Source organism: Pseudomonas atagonensis (assembly GCF_011369485.1).
Classification (GTDB): domain Bacteria; phylum Pseudomonadota; class Gammaproteobacteria; order Pseudomonadales; family Pseudomonadaceae; genus Aquipseudomonas; species Aquipseudomonas atagonensis.
In genome coordinates this window covers 539,356-560,171 of sequence record NZ_VXCA01000025.1, presented here as the reverse complement: position 1 = coordinate 560,171, position 20,816 = coordinate 539,356, and the positions used below count along the sequence as shown (strand labels likewise).

Here is a 20,816-nt window from a genome sequence, read left to right as displayed (position 1 = left end):
GTAGCGAACCTTGTGGGGCGCGTTAGAAAAGGATCAGCGGTTAGCCGGGCGCGCATTTTAGCCTGTCCGTATAGAGGTTCTTAGCATTTATTTCGCAATTAACCTTCGATTTGGCAATAACAAGATCAAAGGTCATAAAAAAGGAACGCCCCAAGCGCCTCATCAGTCACTAAGTAAGCGACTTGAAAACCCTGGGTGCCGTGCCCGGGAACCACTCAAGAGTCCCCGGCAAGCATCGGGGTCAACCGAGGAGTTTACGACTGATGAGCAAGAAGCCTACGACCGATAAAAGCCAGATGGCCGGAACCGATACCCCGGATCGCGCCAACACCAACGCCAAACTCGACAGCCTGGAGAAATTCCGCTCCGACGCCACCGGCCAGGCGCTGCGCACCAATCAGGGTGTGAAAGTCGCCGATAATCAAAACACCCTCAAGGCCGGACCTCGTGGGCCGTCGTTGCTGGAAGACTTCATCATGCGTGAAAAGATCACGCACTTTGACCATGAACGCATTCCGGAACGCATCGTCCACGCGCGTGGCACAGGCGCCCATGGTTTCTTTCAGGCTTACGAGAATCATGCAGCGTTGACCAAGGCTGGTTTCCTACAGGATCCGGGGAAGAAGACGCCGGTATTCGTGCGTTTTTCCACTGTGCAAGGGCCACGCGGTTCCGGCGACACCGTGCGTGACGTGCGTGGCTTCGCCGTGAAGTTTTTCACCGATGAAGGCAACTTCGATCTGGTCGGCAACAACATGCCCGTGTTCTTCATTCAGGACGCGATCAAGTTTCCCGACTTCGTCCACGCCGTAAAACCCGAGCCGCACAACGAAATCCCGACCGGCGGCTCGGCGCATGACACGTTCTGGGATTTTGTTTCACTGGTACCGGAATCGGCGCACATGGTCATCTGGGCGATGTCCGACCGGGCGATCCCGAAAAGCCTGCGCAGCATGCAGGGCTTCGGCGTGCACACCTTTCGCTTGATCAACGCCGAAGGCAAATCGCGCTTCGTCAAATTCCACTGGCGCCCTACGGCCGGCACTTGCTCGCTGGTGTGGGATGAGGCACAGAAACTCGCCGGTAAAGACACTGACTACCATCGTCGTGACCTCTGGGACGCTATCGAGATGGGCGACTACCCGGAATGGGAACTGGGTGTGCAGGTCATCGAAGAGGAAAACGAACACGACTTCGATTTCGACATCCTCGATCCGACCAAGCTGATCCCCGAAGAAATTGTGCCGATCACGCCGCTGGGCAAAATGACCCTGAACCGCAACCCGGACAACTTCTTTGCCGAGACCGAGCAGGTCGCGTTCTGCCCGGGCCATATCGTGCCGGGCATCGACTTCTCCAACGACCCGTTGCTGCAAGGTCGGCTGTTTTCCTACACCGATACGCAAATCAGCCGACTCGGCGGGCCGAATTTTCATGAGTTGCCAATCAACCGCCCGGTGGCGCCGTTCCACAATGGCCAGCGCGATGCCCAGCACCGCACGGTGATCGACAAGGGGCGTGCGTCCTACGAGCCGAACTCGATTGATGGTGGCTGGCCGAAAGAAACCCCACCTGCCGCACAGGATGGTGGTTTTGAAAGCTATCCGGAACGCATCGACGCGGCGAAGATCCGTCAACGCAGCGAGTCGTTCAGCGATCACTTCTCCCAGGCGCGGCTGTTCTTCAAGAGCATGAGCAAGCACGAGCAGGAACACATCATTGCGGCTTACAGCTTCGAGCTGGGCAAGGTTGAACGCGAGTTCATCCGCGCGCGGCAGGTGAACGAAATTCTGGCCAACATCGATCTGGAGCTGGCCAAACGTGTGGCGGCCAATCTGGGCCTGCCGGCCCCTGCCAAAGGCACGGTTGAAGTGCGCAAAACGTCCTTCGATCATTCGCCGGCGCTGAGTCAGGCGAATCTGTTGCCGGAAAACATCAAAACGCGAAAAGTGGCGATTCTTGCTGCCAACGGCGTTGATGGTGCAGCGATTGATGCAATGAAGAAGGCATTGGCCGCTGAAGGTGCGCACGCCAAGTTGCTTGGCCCGACGTCGGCGCCGGTGAAGACTGCCGACGGAAAAATGTTGCCTGTGGATGCTTCGATGGAAGGCATGCCGTCGGTGATTTTCGATGCGGTATTTGTGCCGGGTGGCGCGGCGTCGGTCAAGGCGTTGAGCGGCGATGGCGTGGCGTTGCATTACCTGCTGGAGGCGTACAAGCATTTGAAGGCGATTGCGCTGCACGGCGATGCCAAGCAGTTGCAGGATTTACTGAAGCTGGAGGCGGATGCCGGGCTGCTGCAGGGCAAGGATGTGCCGGCGTTGACCAAGCCGTTCTTTGCTGCGATCGGGCAGCATCGGGTTTGGGATCGGGAGCCTAAGGCGAAAGCCATTCCGGCCTAAACATCTTCGCTGGCAGGACGCTATCGCGAGCAGGCTCACTCCTACAATTTGATCTCGGTAAGACACAAAATCTGTGTTCCCCAGAGATCCCCTGTAGAAGTGAGCCAGCTCGCGATGCTTTTAAGGTTTTCGCGGAATCAGAACCATCTGCGCCGGGACTGTGCGCACGATCTGCTTCTCGATCTGCACATCGAAATCCGGATTCAGTTTCTTCACACGTTTGGTCAACAATGTCGCCAACCAAGGGTAATCATTGGTCCGTGGCGCCTGAATGGTCACAGCACATTCGTAATTCACTACATCGGCGGCGATCGCATCCAGTTGACGACGAAGTTTGCGGCTATCGGTGATGTTCAGCGCCACCGTGGTGCTTTCGGCTGTCGGGTCGATCACTTTGGCTTTCGGCTTGGCTTCAGCCGCCAGCAATGCTGCTTCAGCCTTTTCCAGCTCAGCCTTGCGTGCTTCGGTGATCGCCCCGTTTACACCACCGGTCAGCGCCGGTGCTTTCGGCATCAACGCGCGAGCGCGGCTCAACGCCGTGGCAGCCGCGTTCACATCACCCTTCTGCAGCACGATCTGGCTACGGCGCAGATACGCTTCGGCCAGTTGCCGCTGATATTGCTCAAGGGATTGATCGTTGGGGGTTTCAGCCTGCAAGGCGGCCAGTTGGTCTTCGGCAGTGGCCAGTTCGCTGCTGGCCAGGCTTTGCTCCAGCTGTGCGATGGCCGTAGCTCGCGCATCCGGGGCTTCGGCCACCGGCGGCGTGCTTTGGCAGGCGCCCAGCAGCACTGAAAATGCGACAAGGAGCAGATAACGGGAGGCGAACGGCTTCATTCCTGCGACTCTCTAATTGCGCAAAAAGCGAGCAAGTCTACACCCCTCGACGGGGCAGAACAAAACTCAGCAGAAACAGTGCGGCCGCCGTCACAACGATTGACGGGCCAGCCGGGGTGTCCTTGAACCACGACAGCGCCAGCCCGCCACACACCGCGAGTATGCCCAGCAGGCTCGCGCCCAGTGCCATCTGCTCCGGTGAACGGGCGTGACGCTGTGCCGCAGCCGCCGGGATGATCAACAGCGAAGTAATCAGCAATACACCGACGATTTTCATCGCCACTGCGATCACCACCGCAATCAACAGCATCAGCGCCATGCGCAAGCCCGCCACCGGCAGGCCTTCGACCTTGGCCAGCTCTTCGTGCACGGTGATCGCCAGCAGTGGTCGCCACAGCGTCACCAGCAACACCAGCACCGCCGCACTGCCACCGAGGATCCATGCCAGATCGGTTGGACTGATCGCCAGCAGGTCGCCGAACAGATAGGCCATCAGGTCGATCCGCACTTCATGCATGAAGCTTAGTACCACCAGCCCGAGAGAGAGCGTGCTCGGTGCGAGAATTCCCAAAAGCGTGTCGGACGCCAGCGGTTGGCGCTGTTGAAGCGTGACCAAAAGCACCGCCAGCAGCAGGCAGCCGACCGTCACCGCCACCGTCGGGCTGACATCCAGCAGAAAACCCAACGCCACGCCGAGCAATGCCGCGTGGGACAAGGTGTCGCCGAAATAGGCCATACGCCGCCAGACCACGAACGAGCCGAGTGGTCCTGCGACCACCGCCAACGCCAGACCTGCGAGCAGGGCATACAACAGAAAATCAGCCATGCTTGCAGTTGTCTCCGTGAACGTGAGGTTGGCCAATTACCGGCCCTTTGACCACCGAACCGTGCAGATCGTGAGCATGGTCGTGATGGTGGTGATAGATCGCCAGACTCTGTGCGTTCTTGCCGAACAGCTCGACAAACGCCGGATCGCCACTGACCTGCTCGGGATGCCCGGAGCAGCAGACGTGACGGTTGAGGCAGACCACCTGATCGGTGGTGCTCATCACCAGATGCAAATCGTGGGAAACCATCAAGACGCCGCAGCCATGGCGGTCGCGCAGACGGGTGATCAGGCTGTACAGCTCGGCTTGCCCGGCGACGTCGACGCCTTGCACCGGCTCGTCGAGCACCAGCAATTCCGGTTCGCGCAACAGCGCCCGGGCCAGCAGCACGCGCTGCATTTCACCGCCGGATACGCTTTGCACCGGGCTGTCGATGACGTGCTCGGCGCCGACTTCCTTCAATGCCGCCAACGCGCGCGGCCGGTCAACGCCCGGCACCAGTCGCAGAAAACGAAGGACTGACAACGGCAGGGTCGGATCGACGTGAAGTTTTTGCGGCATGTAGCCGACACGCAGTTTCGGCTTGCGCCAGACACTGCCGCTGTCCGGCTTCAACAGCCCGAGCACGGCGCGCACCAGCGTGGTCTTGCCGGCGCCGTTGGGGCCGATCAGGGTAACGATCTGCCGCGGCTCGACGCTCAGCTCGATGTTGTCCAGCACGGTTTGACCGGCAAACGTGACGGCGACCTGTTCCAGACGGATCAGCGCGTTGCTCATCAAGCCCCCTGGCAACCGGAGCACAGGCCGACGACTTCGACGGTCTGTGCTTCGACGATGAAACCAACGTCCCTGGCGCTGTTGATGATCGCGTCACTGATCACTTTTTGCTCAAGTTCGATGGCAGCGTGGCAGTCGCGGCAGATCAAGAACTGGCCCTGATGCGCGTGCTCCGGGTGTACGCAGCCAACGAAGGCGTTGAGCGAGGAGATGCGGTGCACAAGGCCGTTTTCCAGGAGGAAATCCAGTGCGCGGTACACGGTCGGCGGCGCAGCGCGGCGGCCGTCCTGCTCGCTGAGCACGGCGAGAATGTCGTAGGCGCCCAGCGGCTTGTGGCTCTGCCACACCAGTTCCAGCACCCGGCGGCGCAACGCGGTCAGGCGCAAGCCTTTCTGGGCGCACAAGGTATCGGCCTCGGACAAAGCGCTGTGCACGCAATGTGAGTGGTCGTGGGGACGGCTGGCAATCGGTGTAATAGGCATGGGCGGCGACGAGTTTTGATAGAGACGTTATTATGTTACCCGTTCTCGCCTCCTTGAGTGGTCATCGTGTCCCGACTTTTTTCTGTTTTTGTGGCTTTTGTCGCCAGTTTTCTGCTGATCGGTTCGGCTCAGGCCGAGGTCAAAGTCCTCACCAGCATCAAGCCGTTGCAGCTGATTGCCGCGGCCGTGCAGGACGGCGTGGCGATTCCCGAAGTGCTGCTGCCGCCCGGCGCCTCGCCACACAATTACGCCCTGCGCCCGTCCGACGTACGGAAGGTGCAGTCGGTGGATCTGCTCTACTGGATCGGCCCGGACATGGAAGGTTTCCTGCCGCGCGTGCTGAACGGTCGTACGCTGCCGAGCGTGGCGGTGCAGGATCTGCCGGGGATGAAGCTGCGGCACTTCGCTGAAGACAGCCACTCCCACGCCGAAGACGCCGATGAGCATGACCACGACCATCGCCCGGGCACCCTCGATGCACATTTGTGGCTATCGCCGGTCAACGCGCGGGTCATTGCCGACAAGATGGCGGCTGACTTGAGCGCTGCCGATCCGGCCAACGCCGAACGCTATCAGAGCAACGCCAAGGCTTTCGACGAACGTCTGGATGCATTGGATCAGCGTCTGAAGAAGCGTCTGGCCAACGTTGAAGGCAAGCCGTACTTCGTTTTTCACGAAGCCTTTGATTACTTCGAAGAGGCTTACGGTTTGAAGCACACCGGCGTGTTCAGCGTGGCGGCAGAGGTGCAGCCGGGCGCGCAGCATGTCGCGGCGATGCGCAAGCGTTTGCAGGAAGTGGGCAAGACCTGTGTGTTCAGCGAGCCGCCGTTGCGTCCGCGTTTGGCCGAGACACTGGTAGCTGGTCTGCCGGTGAAACTGGCCGAGCTGGATGCGTTGGGCGGGTACACCCCGGCGACGGCTCAGGGGTATGAGCAGGTGCTGGAAAAACTGGGTAATGATCTGGCGGGATGCCTGGAGTCTTTGTAACCCGCAAAATCCTGCGGTGAGGGGGAAAGTCCCCCCCTCACCGCAAATCAGAGGGCGAAAGGCAACGGTGTATTGACCGTTTGCCGCTGCGCCAACCGCTGCTCAAACTCCTGCGGATCATGAATCAGCACATCCTGCCCGGCGAACTGCTCGGCCGCGATCAACCGCGACAGCCAGAACCGCACACAGGCCACGCGCAGCATGGTCGGCCACAACTCTGCTTCGGCTGCCGTGAACGGGCGTAATGCCGCATAAGCACCGAGGAACGCCCGCGCCCGTGGGCCATCAATCACCCCGTCGTCGTCCGAACACCAGTCGTTCAAGGCAATCGCCACGTCGTAGAGCATCGGCCCCGAGCAGGCGTTGTAGAAGTCGATCAGCCCGGTCAGGTGCGTGCCTTCGAACATCGCGTTGTCGCGAAACAGGTCGGCATGAATGTTCGCCCGAGGCAGCGCGAGGATCCTGTCCTTGCGCTCGGTGATTTCATCCAGGGCTTTTTGCAGCAGGGCACGCGGCTCATCGCTCAGGTGCGAGAGCAACTCGGTGCCCTCTTCCAGCATCCAGTCCAGGCCACGATCGGTCTTGCGCTTGATCATGCGCTCGCCCTGAGTGGCCAGGTGCAGATGCGCCTGCAACTCGCCGACCTGCGCGCAATGCTGGGCATTGGCGACCTTGATGTGCTTGCCGGACAGGCGCGGCTGCAGCAGCGCCGGTTTGCCCTTCAGTTCACGCAACGCCACGCCGTCGGTGGTACGCAACGCGTACGGCACAGGCAAATCAGCCTCGTGCAGCACGTCGAGCAGGTCGATGAAGAACGGCATCTCTTGCACCGGGCCGCGTTCGACCAGGGTCAGGACGAATTCGCCCTGCTCCAGACTGATGAAGAAATTGGTGTTTTCACTGCCGGCGGCGATCCCCTGGAAATCGAGCAGACGGCCGAGCCCGTAAGGGGCGAGAAAAGTTTCCAGCTCGGGCCGAGCCAGGGGAGTGAACACAGACATGGTTAAAAACTGCTCAGTTCTGGCGCCGCTTTCGCGCGGCGCCGATTAAAAGTCGGGAAACTTACTTCCAGGTAAAAATTTCCCACGACGGAATCAGCATATCCGGCTGGTCGGAGCGTATGTAGTTCGCGTCCGTACCATCGGCGCGGACCAGGAAATACGGTTTTCCGCCCTTTGGCGTGACCTTGATCGCATACACGAAGCCACTCCGGCTGTATTCCTGAATGACCTTGTCGCCTTCCGTGTGCGTGTTAATGGTAACTTCCGGCTCATTTGCCGGCACATCATCCGCCGCCATCGCGGCCAAGGGTGAGGCAGCAATCAGACCGACCAGCAGCAAGCGATTTAACGTACGCATGATAACCTTGTCCCTTTGTCGTCAACGGTCCCGCTATTCTAGCGCCGGACCCGCCGAAAAGGTTGATCCTGCTCATGAGCCAAGCCCCCCTCGTCCTGGTGGACGGTTCGTCTTACCTGTACCGCGCTTTCCACGCCCTGCCACCGCTGACCACCTCCAAAGGCCTGCCGACCGGAGCGGTCAAAGGCGTGCTGAACATGCTCAAGAGTCTGCGCAAGCAGTATCCGGACAGCCCGTTCGCGGTGGTTTTCGACGCCAAGGGCGGGACCTTTCGCGATGAGATGTACGCCGAATACAAGGCCAACCGCCCAAGCATGCCCGACGACATGCGCCTGCAGATCGAACCTCTGCACCAGAGCGTGAAGGCTTTGGGCTTCCCGCTGTTGTGCGTGGAAGGTGTCGAGGCCGACGACGTGATCGGCACCCTCGCCCGCAGCAGCGCGGCCGCCAACCGTCCGGTGATCATCTCCACCGGCGACAAGGACATGGCACAACTGGTCGACGGCCACATTACCTTGGTCAACACCATGTCCGGTAGTTCGATGGATGTGGAAGGCGTGAAGGAGAAATTCGGCGTCGCACCGGAGCAGATCATCGATTACCTGGCGTTGATGGGCGACTCTTCCGACAACATCCCGGGCGTTCCCGGTATCGGCCCGAAGACCGCTTCCGGCCTGCTGGTCGGCGTCAACGGCGGCCTCACCGAGCTGTACGCCAATCTCGACATCGTGCCGACTCTGCCGATTCGCGGCGCCAAGACCCTGCCGGCCAAGCTCGAAGAGCACAAGGAGATGGCGTTCCTCTCCTACCAACTGGCGACCATCAAGGTCGACGTGCCGCTGGACGTCGAACTCGACGACCTGCAAATGGGCGCGGAAGACCCGGCCAAGCTCTACGAGCTGTACACCCTGCTGGAGTTCAAGAGCTGGATCAACGACCTGGATCGCGACGCCAAACGACTGGAACTGAGCGCTGCCGCCGCGCCTGCACCGGCCGGCGATCTGTTCAGCGCACCAGCAGAAGAAGCCCCCGCCGCTCCGGCTGAAGCCGCTTACGAAACCATCCTCGATCAGGCGCGCTTCGACGTCTGGCTGGAAAAACTCAACAACGCCAAGCTGTTCGCTTTCGACACCGAAACCACCGGCATCGACGCGCAGCAGGCGCAGCTGGTCGGCTTGTCGTTCGCCGTGCAGGCCAACGAGGCCGCGTACATTCCGCTGACCCACTCCTACATCGGCGTACCGGAACAACTGGACCGCGACACCGTGCTGCGCGCGCTCAAGCCGATTCTCGAAGACCCGAGCAAGCTCAAGGTCGGCCAGCACGCCAAGTTCGACATGAACATCCTGGCCAACTGCGCCATCGGTGGCGATCAGAACGAAGGCATCAACGTGCGTGGCATCGCCTTTGACACGATGCTTGAGTCCTACGTGCTCAACTCCACCGCCACCCGTCACGACATGGACAGCCTCGCGCAGAAGTACCTGGATCACACCACCGTGAGCTTCCAGGACATCGCCGGCAAAGGCGCCAAGCAGTTGACCTTCGACCAGATCGCTCTGGAACAGGCCGGGCCGTATGCCGCGGAAGACGCTGACATCACCCTGCGTCTGCACCAAACCTTGTTCGAAAAACTCAGCGCCATCCCGAGCCTGGCCAGCGTTTTGACTGACATCGAAATTCCACTGGTGCCGGTACTGGCGCGCATCGAGCGTCAAGGCGCGTTCGTCGATGCTGAACTGCTCGGCATCCAGAGCATTGAGCTCGGCAACAAAATGGTGGCGCTGGAGCGCGAAGCGTTCGAGATCGCCGGCGAAGAATTCAACCTCGGGTCGCCAAAGCAACTGGGCGTGATTCTTTACGAAAAACTCGGCCTGCCGGTATTGAAGAAGACCGCCAAGGGTCAGCCGTCCACTGCTGAAGAAGTGTTGGCGAAGCTCGCTGAAGACGATCACCGCTTGCCGAAGGTGCTGATGGAGCACCGTTCGATGAGCAAGCTGAAAAGCACCTACACCGATCGTTTGCCGGAGCAGATCAACCCGCGCACCGGGCGCATCCACACCTCGTATCACCAGGCGGTAGCATCGACCGGGCGTTTGTCCTCCAGCGATCCGAACCTGCAGAACATCCCGGTGCGCACGGCTGAAGGCCGACGCATTCGTCAGGCTTTCGTCGCGCCGCAAGGCTACAAACTGCTGGCAGCGGACTATTCGCAGATCGAACTGCGGATCATGGCCCACCTGTCCAAAGACGAAGGCCTGATGAACGCCTTCCGCAATAATCTCGACGTGCACACCGCGACCGCTGCCGAAGTGTTCAAGGTCGAACTCAACGAAGTGACCTCCGACCAGCGCCGTGGCGCCAAGGCGATCAACTTCGGCCTGATCTACGGCATGGGCGCGCAGAAACTCGGCAAGGACATCGGCGTCGACACCAAGACCGCCAAGGCTTACATCGATACCTACTTCGCCCGCTATCCAGGCGTGCGTGAGTACATGGATCGCACCCGCGCCCAGGCGGCGGATCAGGGTTATGTCGAAACCTTCTTCGGCCGACGTCTGTACCTGCCGGAAATCAACTCAAACAAGCCGCAGGAACGCGCAGCGGCCGAACGCACGGCGATCAACGCGCCGATGCAGGGCACGGCGGCGGACATCATCAAGAAAGCCATGGTGGCTGTGGATAACTGGCTGACGACGTCCGGGCTCGACGCCAAAGTCATCCTGCAGGTACACGACGAATTGGTGCTGGAGGTTCGCGAGGATCTGGTCGAGCAAGTCAGCGCCGAGATTCGCGTGCACATGAGCGAGGCGGCGAAACTGGATGTGCCGCTGCTGGTCGAAGTGGGTGTGGGCAACAATTGGGATGAGGCTCACTGAGCCTATTGAACACGGTTCGCCGCGACCTGTTGTCGCGGCAACCCCGGCAAACCCTGCTTATTTCGAAAAGCACTCGGGATTATTCCAAAGCTTTTTGAAAAAATTCTGAACTAATCTGGAAGGACACCACTCAGAGTTACTGAATGGCTGGTGAAGCCCTTCGATGCTCCTATGTTGTGTTAAGTGTTGGCAGATATCTGAACCCCGCCCTAGCGGTTCGGAACTTGAACCCCGGAATTTCTCCCTCCCCAATGAAATCCGGGGCTTTTTTTGCCCGAAAATTGGCTGTGGCACGCTCAGAGTGCGTTGAAAGCACCACAACCAATTTTCTAATCACTGTTACTCAGTCGCCTCGGCACCTTTGTCTGCCAGTTCCATCCAGCCTGCCAGGACAGTGTAGGCCTCTTCCAGGCCCATGCGTTTTGGTGCGGAGAACAGCTGGATGGTGACCAGATCGCCCCAACCCTTGCGGATTTCCGACTGCACTTTGAGCAGGGTGTTCTTGGCTGCGCCGTAGGTCAGTTTGTCGGCCTTGGTCAGCAGGATGTGCATCGGCATGCCGGCCGCAACGGCCCAGTCGAGCATCAGCAGGTCGAAGTCAGTCATTGGATGACGGATGTCCATCATCAGAATCAAACCCTTCAAACTCTCGCGGCCACCGAGGTAAGCCTCCAAGTGACGCTGCCAGTGTTGCTTGAGCGGGATCGGTACTTTTGCATAACCGTAGCCCGGCAGGTCGACCAGACGCCGATCATCGTCTAGCTTGAAGAAGTTCAACAGCTGTGTGCGACCCGGAGTTTTCGAGGTGCGCGCCAGGCTGGCGTGAGTCAGGGTGTTCAGGGCGCTGGATTTGCCGGCGTTGGAACGACCGGCAAAGGCCACTTCAAAGCCCTCGTCGTCAGGGCACTGATCGACTTTGGCGGCACTGAGCATGAACGTGGACTGTTGGCACAGGCCGAGGATGGGATTCTTGAGTTGCATGGGATTTCCGATGTGGGCGGCGCCGGGATTGGGCGCGGAACGCGGTGTCGCTTCCGTTTCAGTGACGCCAGTATATAATGCCGCAGATTTTGTGTGTGCTTTGTCCCAGCGTAGGATGAAGTTCACGAGAGCGACAGACCTTGATTGCGCATTAGAACGCAGAACGCTCTCAACCCTGAAAAGGTCGTTTTATGACGAAATGGCTGCTGGCTGCCGGAGTCTTGATGCCGCTTTACAGCGCACAGGCTACACAGGATCCGGAAGCCGTGTACAACCGTGTTTGTGGTGCCTGTCATTCCGGCCAACTACCCATGGCGCCCAGAAGAGGCGATCAGGAAGCTTGGACGCCGAGGTTGGCGAAAGGTATGGAGACGCTGGTGCAACACGTAACCCAGGGTTTCAAGGCGATGCCGCCGCGTGGTTTGTGCATGGACTGCAGTACCGAGGATTACCAGGCCATCATCCTTTGGATGAGCGGAAGTAAACCCGGTCCATAACTCTTAACCCTTAGCCGTAGTTGGATTAGCTGATGAACAAACTGATCGTGAGTCTGCTGTTGACCGTGGGAATTTCAGGCTTCGCCCATGCTGCCGGTGATGCCGCCGCCGGCCAGGCGAAAGCTGCCGTTTGCGGAGCCTGCCATGGTCCGGACGGGAACAGCATGGCACCAAACTTTCCAAAACTGGCCGGCCAGGGTGAACGCTACCTGACCAAGCAGCTGCACGACATCAAGTCGGGCAAGCGCACCGTTCTGGAAATGACCGGCCTGCTGACCAACCTGAGCGATCAGGATCTCGCTGACATCGCCGCCTGGTTCGCCAGCCAGAAAGGCAGCGTCGGCGCTGCCGATCCGAAGATCGTCGCGCGCGGTGAAGCCCTGTTCCGCGGCGGCAATCTGGAAAAAGGCCTGCCAGCCTGCACCGGTTGCCACTCGCCGAATGGCGCCGGCAACGCTGCCGCAGGGTTTCCGCATCTGGGCGGCCAACACGCGCAATACATCGCCAAGCAGCTGACCGACTTCCGCAAGGAAGAAGCCGGTCGCAGCAACGATGGCGACGCCATGACCATGCGCACCATCGCCCGCAAACTCAGTGATGAAGACATCGCCGCCGTCGCCAGCTACATTCAGGGTCTGCACTGAGAACCGCACTGGCTGGCGATAGATCCCGCGCAACGTTAACGCTCGATTAATCCGTCGCAGCAAGTATAAAAAGGGTGGCTTTGGCCGCCCTTTTTTGTGGCCGCTGCCGTTACACTACAGAACTCATGCCCGCCAGGATCTGTCTGAAAACAGGTCGCGCGAGGCGACCAAAATTGTCCAGGAGTAAAGCATGCGTAATCTGATCATCAGCGCCGCCCTCGTCGCTGCCAGCCTGTTCGGCGTGACTGCCCAGGCCGCCGAAGCCCCTGCCGCCCCTTACGTCGAACTGAGCAACCCGGTACCCGTCGCCGTGCCTGGCAAGATCGAGGTGGTCGAGCTGTTCTGGTATGGCTGCCCGCACTGCTACGCGTTCGAGCCGGTGATCAATCCATGGGTTGAAAAACTGCCTTCCGACGTCAACTTCGTACGCATTCCTGCAATGTTCGGTGGCCCGTGGGACGCTCACGGCCAGATGTTCCTGACGCTGGAAGCCATGGGCGTCGAGCACAACGTTCACGCTGCCGTGTTCAACGCAATCCAGAAAGAACACAAGAAGCTGACCGACAAGAACGACATGGCCGACTTCCTCGCAACCCAAGGCGTGGACAAGGACAAGTTCCTGGCGACCTTCGATTCGTTCGCCATCAAAGGGCAGATCGTGAAAGCCCGCGAGCTGGCCAAGAAGTATGAAATCTCCGGCGTTCCAACCATGATCGTCAACGGCAAGTACCGCTTCGACATCGGTTCCGCCGGTGGTGCTGAACAAGCCCTGCAACTGGCCGATCAACTGGTGGCCAAAGAGCGAGCGACCAACAAGGCCGCTGCCAACTAAGCGCGGCGACCGCCATGCGCCGCTGGAAAACCGAACGCATCGTTGGCCTGCATGATCCGCAGGTCAACGAGCATCACCTGGCGTCCACGGGCCTGCCTGCGGACCAGCGTCTGCGTTTGCTCAGCTTCAATATCCAGGTCGGCATCAGTACCGAGCGCTATCGACACTACCTGACCCGCAGCTGGCAGCACTTGCTGCCGCACACCGGGCGCTCAGGCAATCTGCAAAAGATCGGCGACCTGCTCGGCGACTTCGATCTGGTCGCCCTGCAGGAAGCCGATGGCGGCAGCCTGCGTTCAGGCTACGTCAATCAGGTCGAACATCTGGCCCACCTCGGCGCCTTCCCCTACTGGTATCAACAACTCAATCGCAACCTCGGCCGCCTGGCTCAGCACAGCAATGGCGTGCTCAGTCGTCTGCGTCCGTGGGCGATCGAAGACCACCCGTTGCCCGGCCCGAAAGGTCGCGGCGCCATCCTGCTGCGTTTCGGCGAAGGCCCGGAAGCGCTGGTGGTGGTGATGATGCACCTGGCCCTTGGCGCACGGGTGCGCAGCCTGCAACTGGGCTACATTCGCGAACTGATCGGCGGCTATAAACACCAAGTGTTGATGGGTGACATGAACACCCACGCCAGCGATCTGCTACAACAGTCACCGTTACGCGATCTCGGCTTGCTGGCCCCGCAGGTGGAAGCGACATTCCCCAGCTGGCGCCCTCAGCGTTGCCTTGATCATATTTTGCTCAGCCCGACCCTGACCCTTGAAAAAGTACAGGTGCTGGCACAGCCCATTTCCGATCACCTGCCGGTCGCGGTAGAGATTCGTCTGCCGGGTTCGCTCACGGCCGATGCATTGCCCGCGTTGAGTCCTGCCCTTCGCGGAACCCCTGAATGAGCGACGAAGCCCAGCGCTGGAAAGAGAAGTACCTCAAAAGCATCGAACAACAGGACAAGCTCGAACGTCGCTGGGCCGCCCGCCTCGACTTGCTGCGTCGCGGTCTGGTACGCAGTACATTGGCGGCCGAAGGTACCGACCGCGTCGTTGATCAGTGCATGAAAGAAATGCGCGACGTGGTGCGCACCGACGACATGGACGCCGGCCTCGCCGCCCTGTTGCCGCGCCTGGAAAAAGCCGTGCTCGATTCCGAGCAGCGTCGCGAAACCCGGATTGATCAGGTCAGCACTGCGCTGACATCTCTGGTTGCTCAGTTGCAGGCCTTGCCGCTGCCGCGCGAAGTCGCACAGCCGCTGAAGAAGTTTGCCAAGCAACTGGACGGGCGTGTCAGTCAGGCCCGGGAAATGCCCCTGCTGCTGAGTGAACTGAGCAGTCTGCAGAGCAAAGCGCTGAGCCAGCTGGAGACGCCAGCAGAGCCGGACCGGCCAGGTTTGTTTCAGCGTCTTTTTGGCGGTCGCGATGGCGACGAGGCGCCCGTAGCCGTCACGCCTGCGCCTGAGCAGATCGCGCCCGTTGAGGTTGCGCACGCCATGCCTCAGCCCGAGCACGAACCTGTACACGCGGCTCCGGCCCCTGTGGCCGAACCGGTGGCAATCGCCCCACCCGCACTGCAACAGCCTGTGCCGGTCACGGAAGTTGCAATGCCAGCAGTCCCGGCGCCCGTCGAACCGCAGGTGACCGCTTTCGTTCCGCCCACGGTTGCCACCGAAACCCTTAGTCCGGCAGCTGAGCCGCAAACCATCACGCCCGCGCCTGAACCCGTTTTCACGCCCGCGCCAATCCCGGCTCCTGTTACCTTCAACCCCGACGAGCTGATTCATCCCGGCGACCCGCAGCCGTTGATCCTCGACAGCCTGCCCCTGCCCGAGCCGATCGCCCGTGCACTGGCCGCCATTGACCCGGAACAACCCGAGCACGACATTCTCTACGCGCTTCCCGACTCGCCGGAGCCGTCTTACAGCTCCGTGGCCAAGCACATCGAAGACACCCTGATCGGTCTGCTCGATGACCTGACCCTTCCGGAGCGCCACCGCCCGCAAGCGGAGGCCATGCGTGACCGCCTGAAAAATGGCTTGAACTGGTACGAACTGCTGCCGATCCTCGACGATCTGGCGACTTTGATGCTGGCGATCACCGACAGCGGCCAGCACGAATTCGAAGCCTACCTGCAACAACTCAACGAACGCCTCGAAGCATTCCAGAGCAATCTGCAGGCGGCCAGCGATGGCCATGCCGACAACAGTTCGGCGGCACGGGCGATGGACACGCAAATTCGTGAGCAGGTCGACGGCTTGCAGACCAGCGTGCAGCAAGCGGCGGATCTGGATGACCTCAAGCAAGTGTTGGAGAACCATCTCGAAGGCTTGCTCGGCACCATGGATCAACACCAGAAACAGCGCGATGCCCGCGAGCAGGAAGTGGCAGCGCGACTCAAAGGCCTATCCGAACGTGTGGCGCACATGGAGCAAGAGGCGCAGGGCTTTCGCGAGCACCTTGAAGAACAACGCCAGAAAGCCCTGATCGACCCGCTCACCGGTCTGCCCAACCGTGCAGCGTGGAGCGAACGGCTGGAGCAGGAAATCAAACAGTGGCAGCAACACGGCAACACCCTGAGCCTGGCAATGCTCGACCTCGATCACTTCAAACGGATCAACGACAACTACGGGCATCTGGCCGGCGATAAAGTGCTGAAAATCATCGCCAGCGTGCTGCGCAAACGCCTGCGCGGTTCTGACTTTATCGCGCGTTTCGGCGGTGAAGAGTTTGTCCTGCTGCTGCCGGCGACCCCGCCAGCGGTCGGTGCAAAATTGCTGGAAACCCTGCGTGCGGCAATCGAAGCCTGCCCGTTCCATTTCAAGGGCGAACGGGTGACGATCACTATTTCCATGGGGCTGGCATCGTTCAAACCCGGAGAACACAGCGATCTGGTGATCAAAAGAGCCGATCAGGCGCTGTACCGCGCCAAAAACGCCGGGCGTAATCGCATCGAGCTGGGCTGAGCCAATTGTTCCATTTTGTTTAAATCCGCCCAGCGACCGTCTTCACGCAAGTCAGTACGTTACACTGTTGCATTACTGTCTTGCGTGTATTGCCTTCTGCCATGAAATTTATTGCCCTCCTCGCGTCGCTGCTTGTTCTGGCCGGTTGTGCCAGCAGCCCGCGTTATGACACGAGTCACGCTTCGGCCAATTACGACAGCCGCATCCAGTTCGTGATCGTCCATTACACTTCGACGTCGCTCGAACGCTCGCTGCAATTGCTGACCCACGGCGAAGTCAGCAGCCATTACCTGATCGGCGACGACCAGCGCGGCACCATCTACAAGCTGATGGACGAAAACCAGCGCGCCTGGCACGCCGGCGAAAGCCAGTGGCAGGGCCGCACCTGGCTGAACTCCAGCTCGATCGGCATCGAAATCGTCAACCCGGGCTTCAAAGACACCCCGACCGGGCGCTTGTGGTATCCGTACAGCGAAGCGCAGATTCAATCGCTGATCGTCCTGCTCAAGGACATCAGCAAGCGCAACGGCATCAGCCCTCGCCACATCATCGGCCACAGCGACATTGCGCCCCTGCGCAAACTCGATCCCGGCCCGCTGTTCCCATGGAAGCGCCTGGCGGCCGAAGGCCTCGGCGTGTGGCCGAACGAGCAAGCCGTGGCGCGCCAACAGGCGCTGTTCAACGGCGGCGAGTTGCCGAGCATCAGTTGGTTCCAGGCACAACTGGCGCACCTCGGTTACGACACGCCGCAGACCGGTGAACTGGATGTAGCCACCCGCCACGTGCTTGCAGCCTTCCAGATGCACTTTCGCCCGGCGCGTTTTGACGGCACACCGGATGCGCAGACAGCGGCGTTGTTGCTGGTACTCAATCAGACAAAATAATGACGCCCGCCCGACGGTCAGAGCGAATTCGTAATCAGCAGCTATAACTCATTGGTAATTCTTCGGATATTCCATGATGGTTGCTACCCGAGAGACACTGCGTAGCTGGTTTTATCGCCCCTGGTTTTTGGCGATGATCGCGGCTGTCCTCAGTGCCAGCCTGTTGATCGCCGGCGCAATGTTCGTCGCGATGCATCAGGTGGAGCAAAGCGAAAGTCAGGAAATGAATGCCCAGGGCGAGCGCTTCCTCGCTCGCCTCGAGCAACTGTTCGGGCAATTGCGCGAAAGTCTCGATGACCTCGAAGCACAACCGTTGCGCAGCTGCGACGATGAAATGATCGCGACCCTGCAACAGGTCACATTCAATTACCGCTTCGTCTACGAAGCAGCCTACATGGACGCGACGCGGATCTGCTCCAACCGCCCGCGCCAGGAAGGCTTGTCCGTCGTCCGCCCGCCGGACATCAAAGGCCCGACTTACAGCTACTGGCTCAACACCACCACTGAACCCGATGAAAACCGCGCAGCGCTGATGCTCGGGCGCGGCAATTTTCGGGTGGCGACGTCACGCGGACATTTGACCGACATGGTCGACCTGTCAACAGGCAGCAGCCTGTTGGTGGTGCTGGATCACGGTACGCGGGCAATCCCGGTGCTCGGTACCACCCAGGATTGGCCGCCCACTGAATCTTGGCCGCCGAAAAACCGCGACGCCTTGCAAGTGACCCAATCCCGACTGATCTATCGCATGCCCACCGACAATCCGGAATATCAGCTGGTGCTGATCAGCCCGCGCACCGGCACACACATACCCGCCATCTGGTGGTGGCTGCTGCCGGTGTGCCTGTTACTCGGCGCGTGCGTCGGTTTTCTGGTGTTTTTGCTGGTACGCCAGCGGCAATCACTGGACGCAGAATTGCACGGCGCGATCCGCCGGGGCGAATTGCAGGTGCTGTACCAGCCCATCTTCGACCTCGACAGCCGCAATTGCGTCGGCGCCGAAGCCCTGCTGCGCTGGCGTCGCCCGGACGGCACGCTGACCAGCCCCGACCTGTTCATCCCCATGGCGGAGAACACCGGACAGATCCGCCAGATGACTGACTTCGTCATCCAGCGTCTGCTGGAACAATTGGGCCAATTGCTGCGAGCCAATCCGCAGCTGTACATTTCGGTGAACCTGGCAGCCTGCGACGTGATGGTGCCGCGCATCGGTCAGGTCATGGCGCGCCTGCTGACACTGCACCGAGTCGCGGCGCGGCAGATTGCCTTCGAAGTCACTGAGCGCGGCTTGATTGATGTGGTGGTCGCGCGGGAAAACCTGCAAGCCTTACGGGATGTCGGCCATCAGGTGCTGATCGATGATTTCGGCACCGGCTATTGCAGTCTCGCCTACCTGCAGACCCTGCCGGTGGATTGCCTGAAGATCGACAAGGCGTTTATCGACGCACTCGGCCACGACGCCGCCAGCAGCGGCGTGGCGCCACACATCATTCACATGGCGCAAGCACTGGATTTGAAGGTGATTGCCGAAGGCATCGAGCTCGAATCCCAGGCCGAACTGCTCAGCAGCGAAGGCGTGAAGTTCGGTCAGGGCTGGTTGTTCGCCCATGCGCTGAGTGCGGTGCAGTTCATCGAGCTGATCACCCGTGGCCGAAGGCTGGCTGGGCGCCGGATGGATGACGAAGCCTAGATGGAAAGAGCCATATAGAACTGCGTCCCCTGCCCCGGCCGTGAATAAACGCCCATCCGCCCACCATGCAACTGGACAATTTCCTTGCACAGCGCCAGACCCAGTCCGGCGCCGCCCTTCTTGCGGCCGACCTGCACAAACGGCTCGAAAATCCGTCCCTGCTGACCGTAGGCAATGCCTTCGCCGTTGTCTTCGACGCTGATGATCACCCGCTCGCCATGCCGTCGCGCCTGCAAGCGAATCTGGCCGTCGCGGGCGGTGTGGCGCAGGGCATTGTCGATCAGGTTGTCGAGGACACGTTCGAGCTGCGGCTGATCCGCCTGCAAACGTGGCAGCGGCCCTTGCAACTCGACGCTCAGCTCGATGCCCTTGGCGGCCGCCGCGTCGGCATAACGCAGTTGCGCCTGTTCCAGCAGATCTTCGATGGAGCACGGCGCCAGCGTCAGTTTCTGCAGACCGTTCTGGTAGCGCGAGAAATTCAGCAGGTCGTTGATCAGTTGCATCAGGCGCTGCATTTCTTCATTCACGGTGTCGAGCAGGTCGGCCTCACGCGATTCCGCCGGAAACTTCGCCCGCTCACGGAACAGGCCGAAGGCCATGTGCATTCCCGTCACGGGCGTGCGCAGTTCATGGGAGGCGCGCAACACGAACTCGCTGCGCACGCGCTCGAAGGCGCGTTGTTCGGTGACATCGTGCAAGACCATCACCGCGCCCAGGATATGGCCCTGAGTGTGGCTGACAGGGGTCAGGCTGTAGGTCAGCAGACGCGATTCGCCATCGACCTCGATGCTCAAATCTTCCGGCGCCCGCTCCAGCGTGCCGCCACGCAGAACCAGTTGCAGTTGCGCGTCCAGCTCGGGCCGGCCCAGTGCAGTGCCCAGCCCCTGACCCAAGCGGTCATCCTCCCAGCCCAATTGGCGCTGCGCCACCGGGTTGAGGTGTTCGAGATGGCCCTGACGGTCGATCATCAACAGGCCGTCGTCGATGCTGTCGAGCACCGCTTGCAAGCGCTGTTGCCCGGCCAGAAGCTCATCGACGTTGGTTGCCTGATGCTCACGCAATGCTTCGGCCATCAGCCCGAAACGCTTGGTCAGTTGGTTCATCTCCACCGCCGAGGAAATCGGCAGGGTCACTTCGAAATTACCTTGGCCGATGTTGTCCGCTGCGTGCGCCAGCGCTTCGATCGGCGCGCCAAAGCGGCGAGCGATGCCATGGGCGGTGACAAAACCGATGATCAGTACGGCCAGTCCGACCAGGCCCAGCAACCCGGCGACCAATAGCGCTCGATCACGCGCGTCGTGCTGAACCGCGTTGATGTTATCCAGAGCATGTTTGTGTTCGGTGATCAGTCCATTGCGCAAGGTGTTGAAGCGCGCCCTGAAATCGGCGTTGCTGCTCATCGCTTCGGAAGGGTTGCGCGACAGGTCGAAGGCTTGCAGAAAACTCAGGTAATCGGCCTTGGCCTGAGTGAAACCGTACTGTCGGCCATCGCCCTCCTGTTCCTGGGCGATGCCCTCGTCGAGCAATTCGAAGTAATGCTGCCTGGACGCTTCGAACGCGACCGGATCGGGCTTTTCCGCGAGCATGATGATCAGTTGATCGCCGAGGGTTTGCCGCAGCTTGAGGCCCAGGTCGAGGGTGACGAAGTTGTTACGCACCAGCGCTTCCTGCGTCCCGGCCATCTGCATCACGCTGACCAGCCCGAGCAACAGCCCGAGCAGCGCCACGGTGATCAGCGCCGAAATGCTCAGGAACAGGCGCGTACGCAACTTCATCGCCAGTTTCATC

Annotated in this window: 18 protein-coding genes; 10 read left to right on the top strand and 8 right to left on the bottom strand. The window is 60.4% G+C overall.

What is annotated here, in order from left to right; genetic code table 11:
- Positions 1 to 260 precede the first annotated feature (260 nt).
- Positions 261 to 2,402 carry a catalase HPII gene (katE, locus tag F2P67_RS18135; protein WP_166222272.1) on the top strand — a complete coding sequence of 714 codons (2,142 nt, stop codon included), beginning with the start codon at positions 261 to 263 and terminating at the stop codon, positions 2,400 to 2,402.
- A gap of 120 nt (positions 2,403 to 2,522) precedes the next feature.
- Here the strand turns inward: katE and F2P67_RS18130 are convergent, their stop codons facing one another.
- The 4 genes from F2P67_RS18130 to F2P67_RS18115 are packed head-to-tail and all read right to left on the bottom strand — an operon-like array spanning position 2,523 to position 5,322.
- Positions 2,523 to 3,236 (bottom strand): PA5502 family lipoprotein, encoded by a 714-nt coding sequence (locus tag F2P67_RS18130; RefSeq protein WP_166222185.1) that lies wholly within the window; start codon positions 3,234 to 3,236, stop codon positions 2,523 to 2,525.
- Positions 3,237 to 3,273: 37 nt separating this feature from the next.
- A complete protein-coding gene (gene znuB, locus F2P67_RS18125; protein WP_110965582.1) occupies positions 3,274 to 4,062 on the bottom strand; it encodes a zinc ABC transporter permease subunit ZnuB in 789 nt (262 codons plus the stop codon).
- A complete protein-coding gene (gene znuC / locus F2P67_RS18120; RefSeq protein WP_166222183.1) occupies positions 4,055 to 4,840 on the bottom strand; it encodes a zinc ABC transporter ATP-binding protein ZnuC in 786 nt (261 codons plus the stop codon). Before znuC ends, znuB begins: the two co-directional genes overlap by 8 nt.
- Entirely contained in the window at positions 4,840 to 5,322 is a 483-nt protein-coding gene (locus F2P67_RS18115) for a Fur family transcriptional regulator (protein WP_166222181.1), read from the bottom strand. Before F2P67_RS18115 ends, znuC begins: the two co-directional genes overlap by 1 nt.
- A 66-nt stretch (positions 5,323 to 5,388) precedes the next feature.
- Between F2P67_RS18115 and znuA the strand changes: the two genes are divergently transcribed.
- Entirely contained in the window at positions 5,389 to 6,309 is a 921-nt protein-coding gene (gene znuA / locus F2P67_RS18110; RefSeq protein ID WP_178120936.1) for a zinc ABC transporter substrate-binding protein ZnuA, read from the top strand.
- 47 nt (positions 6,310 to 6,356) lie between these two features.
- On the opposite strand, the gene F2P67_RS18105 is transcribed toward znuA, so the two are convergent.
- Complete coding sequence (locus F2P67_RS18105) at positions 6,357 to 7,310, bottom strand: homoserine kinase (RefSeq protein ID WP_166222178.1); 954 nt, start codon at positions 7,308 to 7,310, stop codon at positions 6,357 to 6,359.
- Between the two features lie 61 nt (positions 7,311 to 7,371).
- Positions 7,372 to 7,668, bottom strand: a complete 297-nt coding sequence (locus F2P67_RS18100; protein WP_166222176.1) for a DUF2782 domain-containing protein — start codon at positions 7,666 to 7,668, stop codon at positions 7,372 to 7,374.
- Positions 7,669 to 7,742: 74 nt separating this feature from the next.
- On the opposite strand from F2P67_RS18100, the gene polA reads away from it, so the two are divergent.
- Entirely contained in the window at positions 7,743 to 10,547 is a 2,805-nt protein-coding gene (polA, locus tag F2P67_RS18095; RefSeq protein ID WP_166222174.1) for a DNA polymerase I, read from the top strand.
- A 339-nt stretch (positions 10,548 to 10,886) separates the two neighbouring features.
- Here polA and yihA read toward each other — a convergent pair whose 3' ends face one another.
- Positions 10,887 to 11,528: a ribosome biogenesis GTP-binding protein YihA/YsxC gene (yihA, locus tag F2P67_RS18090; RefSeq protein WP_166222172.1), complete on the bottom strand. Its 642-nt coding sequence runs from the start codon at positions 11,526 to 11,528 to the stop codon at positions 10,887 to 10,889.
- A 191-nt stretch (positions 11,529 to 11,719) separates the two neighbouring features.
- On the opposite strand from yihA, the gene F2P67_RS18085 reads away from it, so the two are divergent.
- From F2P67_RS18085 to F2P67_RS18055, 7 genes are all read left to right on the top strand, one after another.
- Complete coding sequence (locus F2P67_RS18085; RefSeq protein ID WP_166222170.1) at positions 11,720 to 12,025, top strand: c-type cytochrome; 306 nt, start codon at positions 11,720 to 11,722, stop codon at positions 12,023 to 12,025.
- Between the two features lie 32 nt (positions 12,026 to 12,057).
- Entirely contained in the window at positions 12,058 to 12,669 is a 612-nt protein-coding gene (locus F2P67_RS18080; protein ID WP_166222168.1) for a c-type cytochrome, read from the top strand.
- A gap of 190 nt (positions 12,670 to 12,859) precedes the next feature.
- Positions 12,860 to 13,501, top strand: coding sequence for a thiol:disulfide interchange protein DsbA/DsbL (locus F2P67_RS18075; protein WP_166222166.1), 642 nt, complete (start codon positions 12,860 to 12,862; stop codon positions 13,499 to 13,501).
- 14 nt (positions 13,502 to 13,515) lie between these two features.
- The gene (locus tag F2P67_RS18070) at positions 13,516 to 14,394 is read left to right on the top strand and encodes an endonuclease/exonuclease/phosphatase family protein (RefSeq protein ID WP_166222164.1); all 879 of its coding nucleotides are present in this window, start codon (positions 13,516 to 13,518) and stop codon (positions 14,392 to 14,394) included.
- Positions 14,391 to 16,454 (top strand): diguanylate cyclase, encoded by a 2,064-nt coding sequence (locus F2P67_RS18065; protein WP_166222162.1) that lies wholly within the window; start codon positions 14,391 to 14,393, stop codon positions 16,452 to 16,454. Before F2P67_RS18070 ends, F2P67_RS18065 begins: the two co-directional genes overlap by 4 nt.
- A gap of 101 nt (positions 16,455 to 16,555) precedes the next feature.
- A complete protein-coding gene (locus F2P67_RS18060) occupies positions 16,556 to 17,338 on the top strand; it encodes an N-acetylmuramoyl-L-alanine amidase (RefSeq protein WP_166222160.1) in 783 nt (260 codons plus the stop codon).
- Between the two features lie 76 nt (positions 17,339 to 17,414).
- Entirely contained in the window at positions 17,415 to 19,028 is a 1,614-nt protein-coding gene (locus F2P67_RS18055; protein WP_178120941.1) for an EAL domain-containing protein, read from the top strand.
- On the opposite strand, the gene F2P67_RS18050 is transcribed toward F2P67_RS18055, so the two are convergent.
- Entirely contained in the window at positions 19,025 to 20,815 is a 1,791-nt protein-coding gene (locus F2P67_RS18050) for a KinB sensor domain-containing domain (RefSeq protein WP_166222156.1), read from the bottom strand. The two genes, F2P67_RS18055 and F2P67_RS18050, sit on opposite strands and share 4 nt — an antisense overlap.
- Between the last annotated feature and the right edge of the window lies 1 nt (position 20,816).

What these genes read in the sequence shown, in the direction of transcription:
- F2P67_RS18105 (WP_166222178.1), bottom strand. Translation starts at nt 7,310, where the DNA reads ATGTCTGTGTTCACTCCCCTGGCTCGGCCCGAGCTGGAAACTTTTCTC.
- F2P67_RS18085 (WP_166222170.1), top strand. Translation starts at nt 11,720, where the DNA reads ATGACGAAATGGCTGCTGGCTGCCGGAGTCTTGATGCCGCTTTACAGC.
- F2P67_RS18065 (WP_166222162.1), top strand. Translation starts at nt 14,391, where the DNA reads ATGAGCGACGAAGCCCAGCGCTGGAAAGAGAAGTACCTCAAAAGCATC.
- F2P67_RS18130 (WP_166222185.1), bottom strand. Translation starts at nt 3,236, where the DNA reads ATGAAGCCGTTCGCCTCCCGTTATCTGCTCCTTGTCGCATTTTCAGTG.
- znuB (WP_110965582.1), bottom strand. Translation starts at nt 4,062, where the DNA reads ATGGCTGATTTTCTGTTGTATGCCCTGCTCGCAGGTCTGGCGTTGGCG.
- yihA (WP_166222172.1), bottom strand. Translation starts at nt 11,528, where the DNA reads ATGCAACTCAAGAATCCCATCCTCGGCCTGTGCCAACAGTCCACGTTC.
- F2P67_RS18075 (WP_166222166.1), top strand. Translation starts at nt 12,860, where the DNA reads ATGCGTAATCTGATCATCAGCGCCGCCCTCGTCGCTGCCAGCCTGTTC.
- F2P67_RS18100 (WP_166222176.1), bottom strand. Translation starts at nt 7,668, where the DNA reads ATGCGTACGTTAAATCGCTTGCTGCTGGTCGGTCTGATTGCTGCCTCA.
- F2P67_RS18055 (WP_178120941.1), top strand. Translation starts at nt 17,415, where the DNA reads ATGGTTGCTACCCGAGAGACACTGCGTAGCTGGTTTTATCGCCCCTGG.
- F2P67_RS18060 (WP_166222160.1), top strand. Translation starts at nt 16,556, where the DNA reads ATGAAATTTATTGCCCTCCTCGCGTCGCTGCTTGTTCTGGCCGGTTGT.
- F2P67_RS18050 (WP_166222156.1), bottom strand. Translation starts at nt 20,815, where the DNA reads ATGAAACTGGCGATGAAGTTGCGTACGCGCCTGTTCCTGAGCATTTCG.
- znuC (WP_166222183.1), bottom strand. Translation starts at nt 4,840, where the DNA reads ATGAGCAACGCGCTGATCCGTCTGGAACAGGTCGCCGTCACGTTTGCC.
- F2P67_RS18080 (WP_166222168.1), top strand. Translation starts at nt 12,058, where the DNA reads ATGAACAAACTGATCGTGAGTCTGCTGTTGACCGTGGGAATTTCAGGC.
- F2P67_RS18070 (WP_166222164.1), top strand. Translation starts at nt 13,516, where the DNA reads ATGCGCCGCTGGAAAACCGAACGCATCGTTGGCCTGCATGATCCGCAG.
- F2P67_RS18115 (WP_166222181.1), bottom strand. Translation starts at nt 5,322, where the DNA reads ATGCCTATTACACCGATTGCCAGCCGTCCCCACGACCACTCACATTGC.
- polA (WP_166222174.1), top strand. Translation starts at nt 7,743, where the DNA reads ATGAGCCAAGCCCCCCTCGTCCTGGTGGACGGTTCGTCTTACCTGTAC.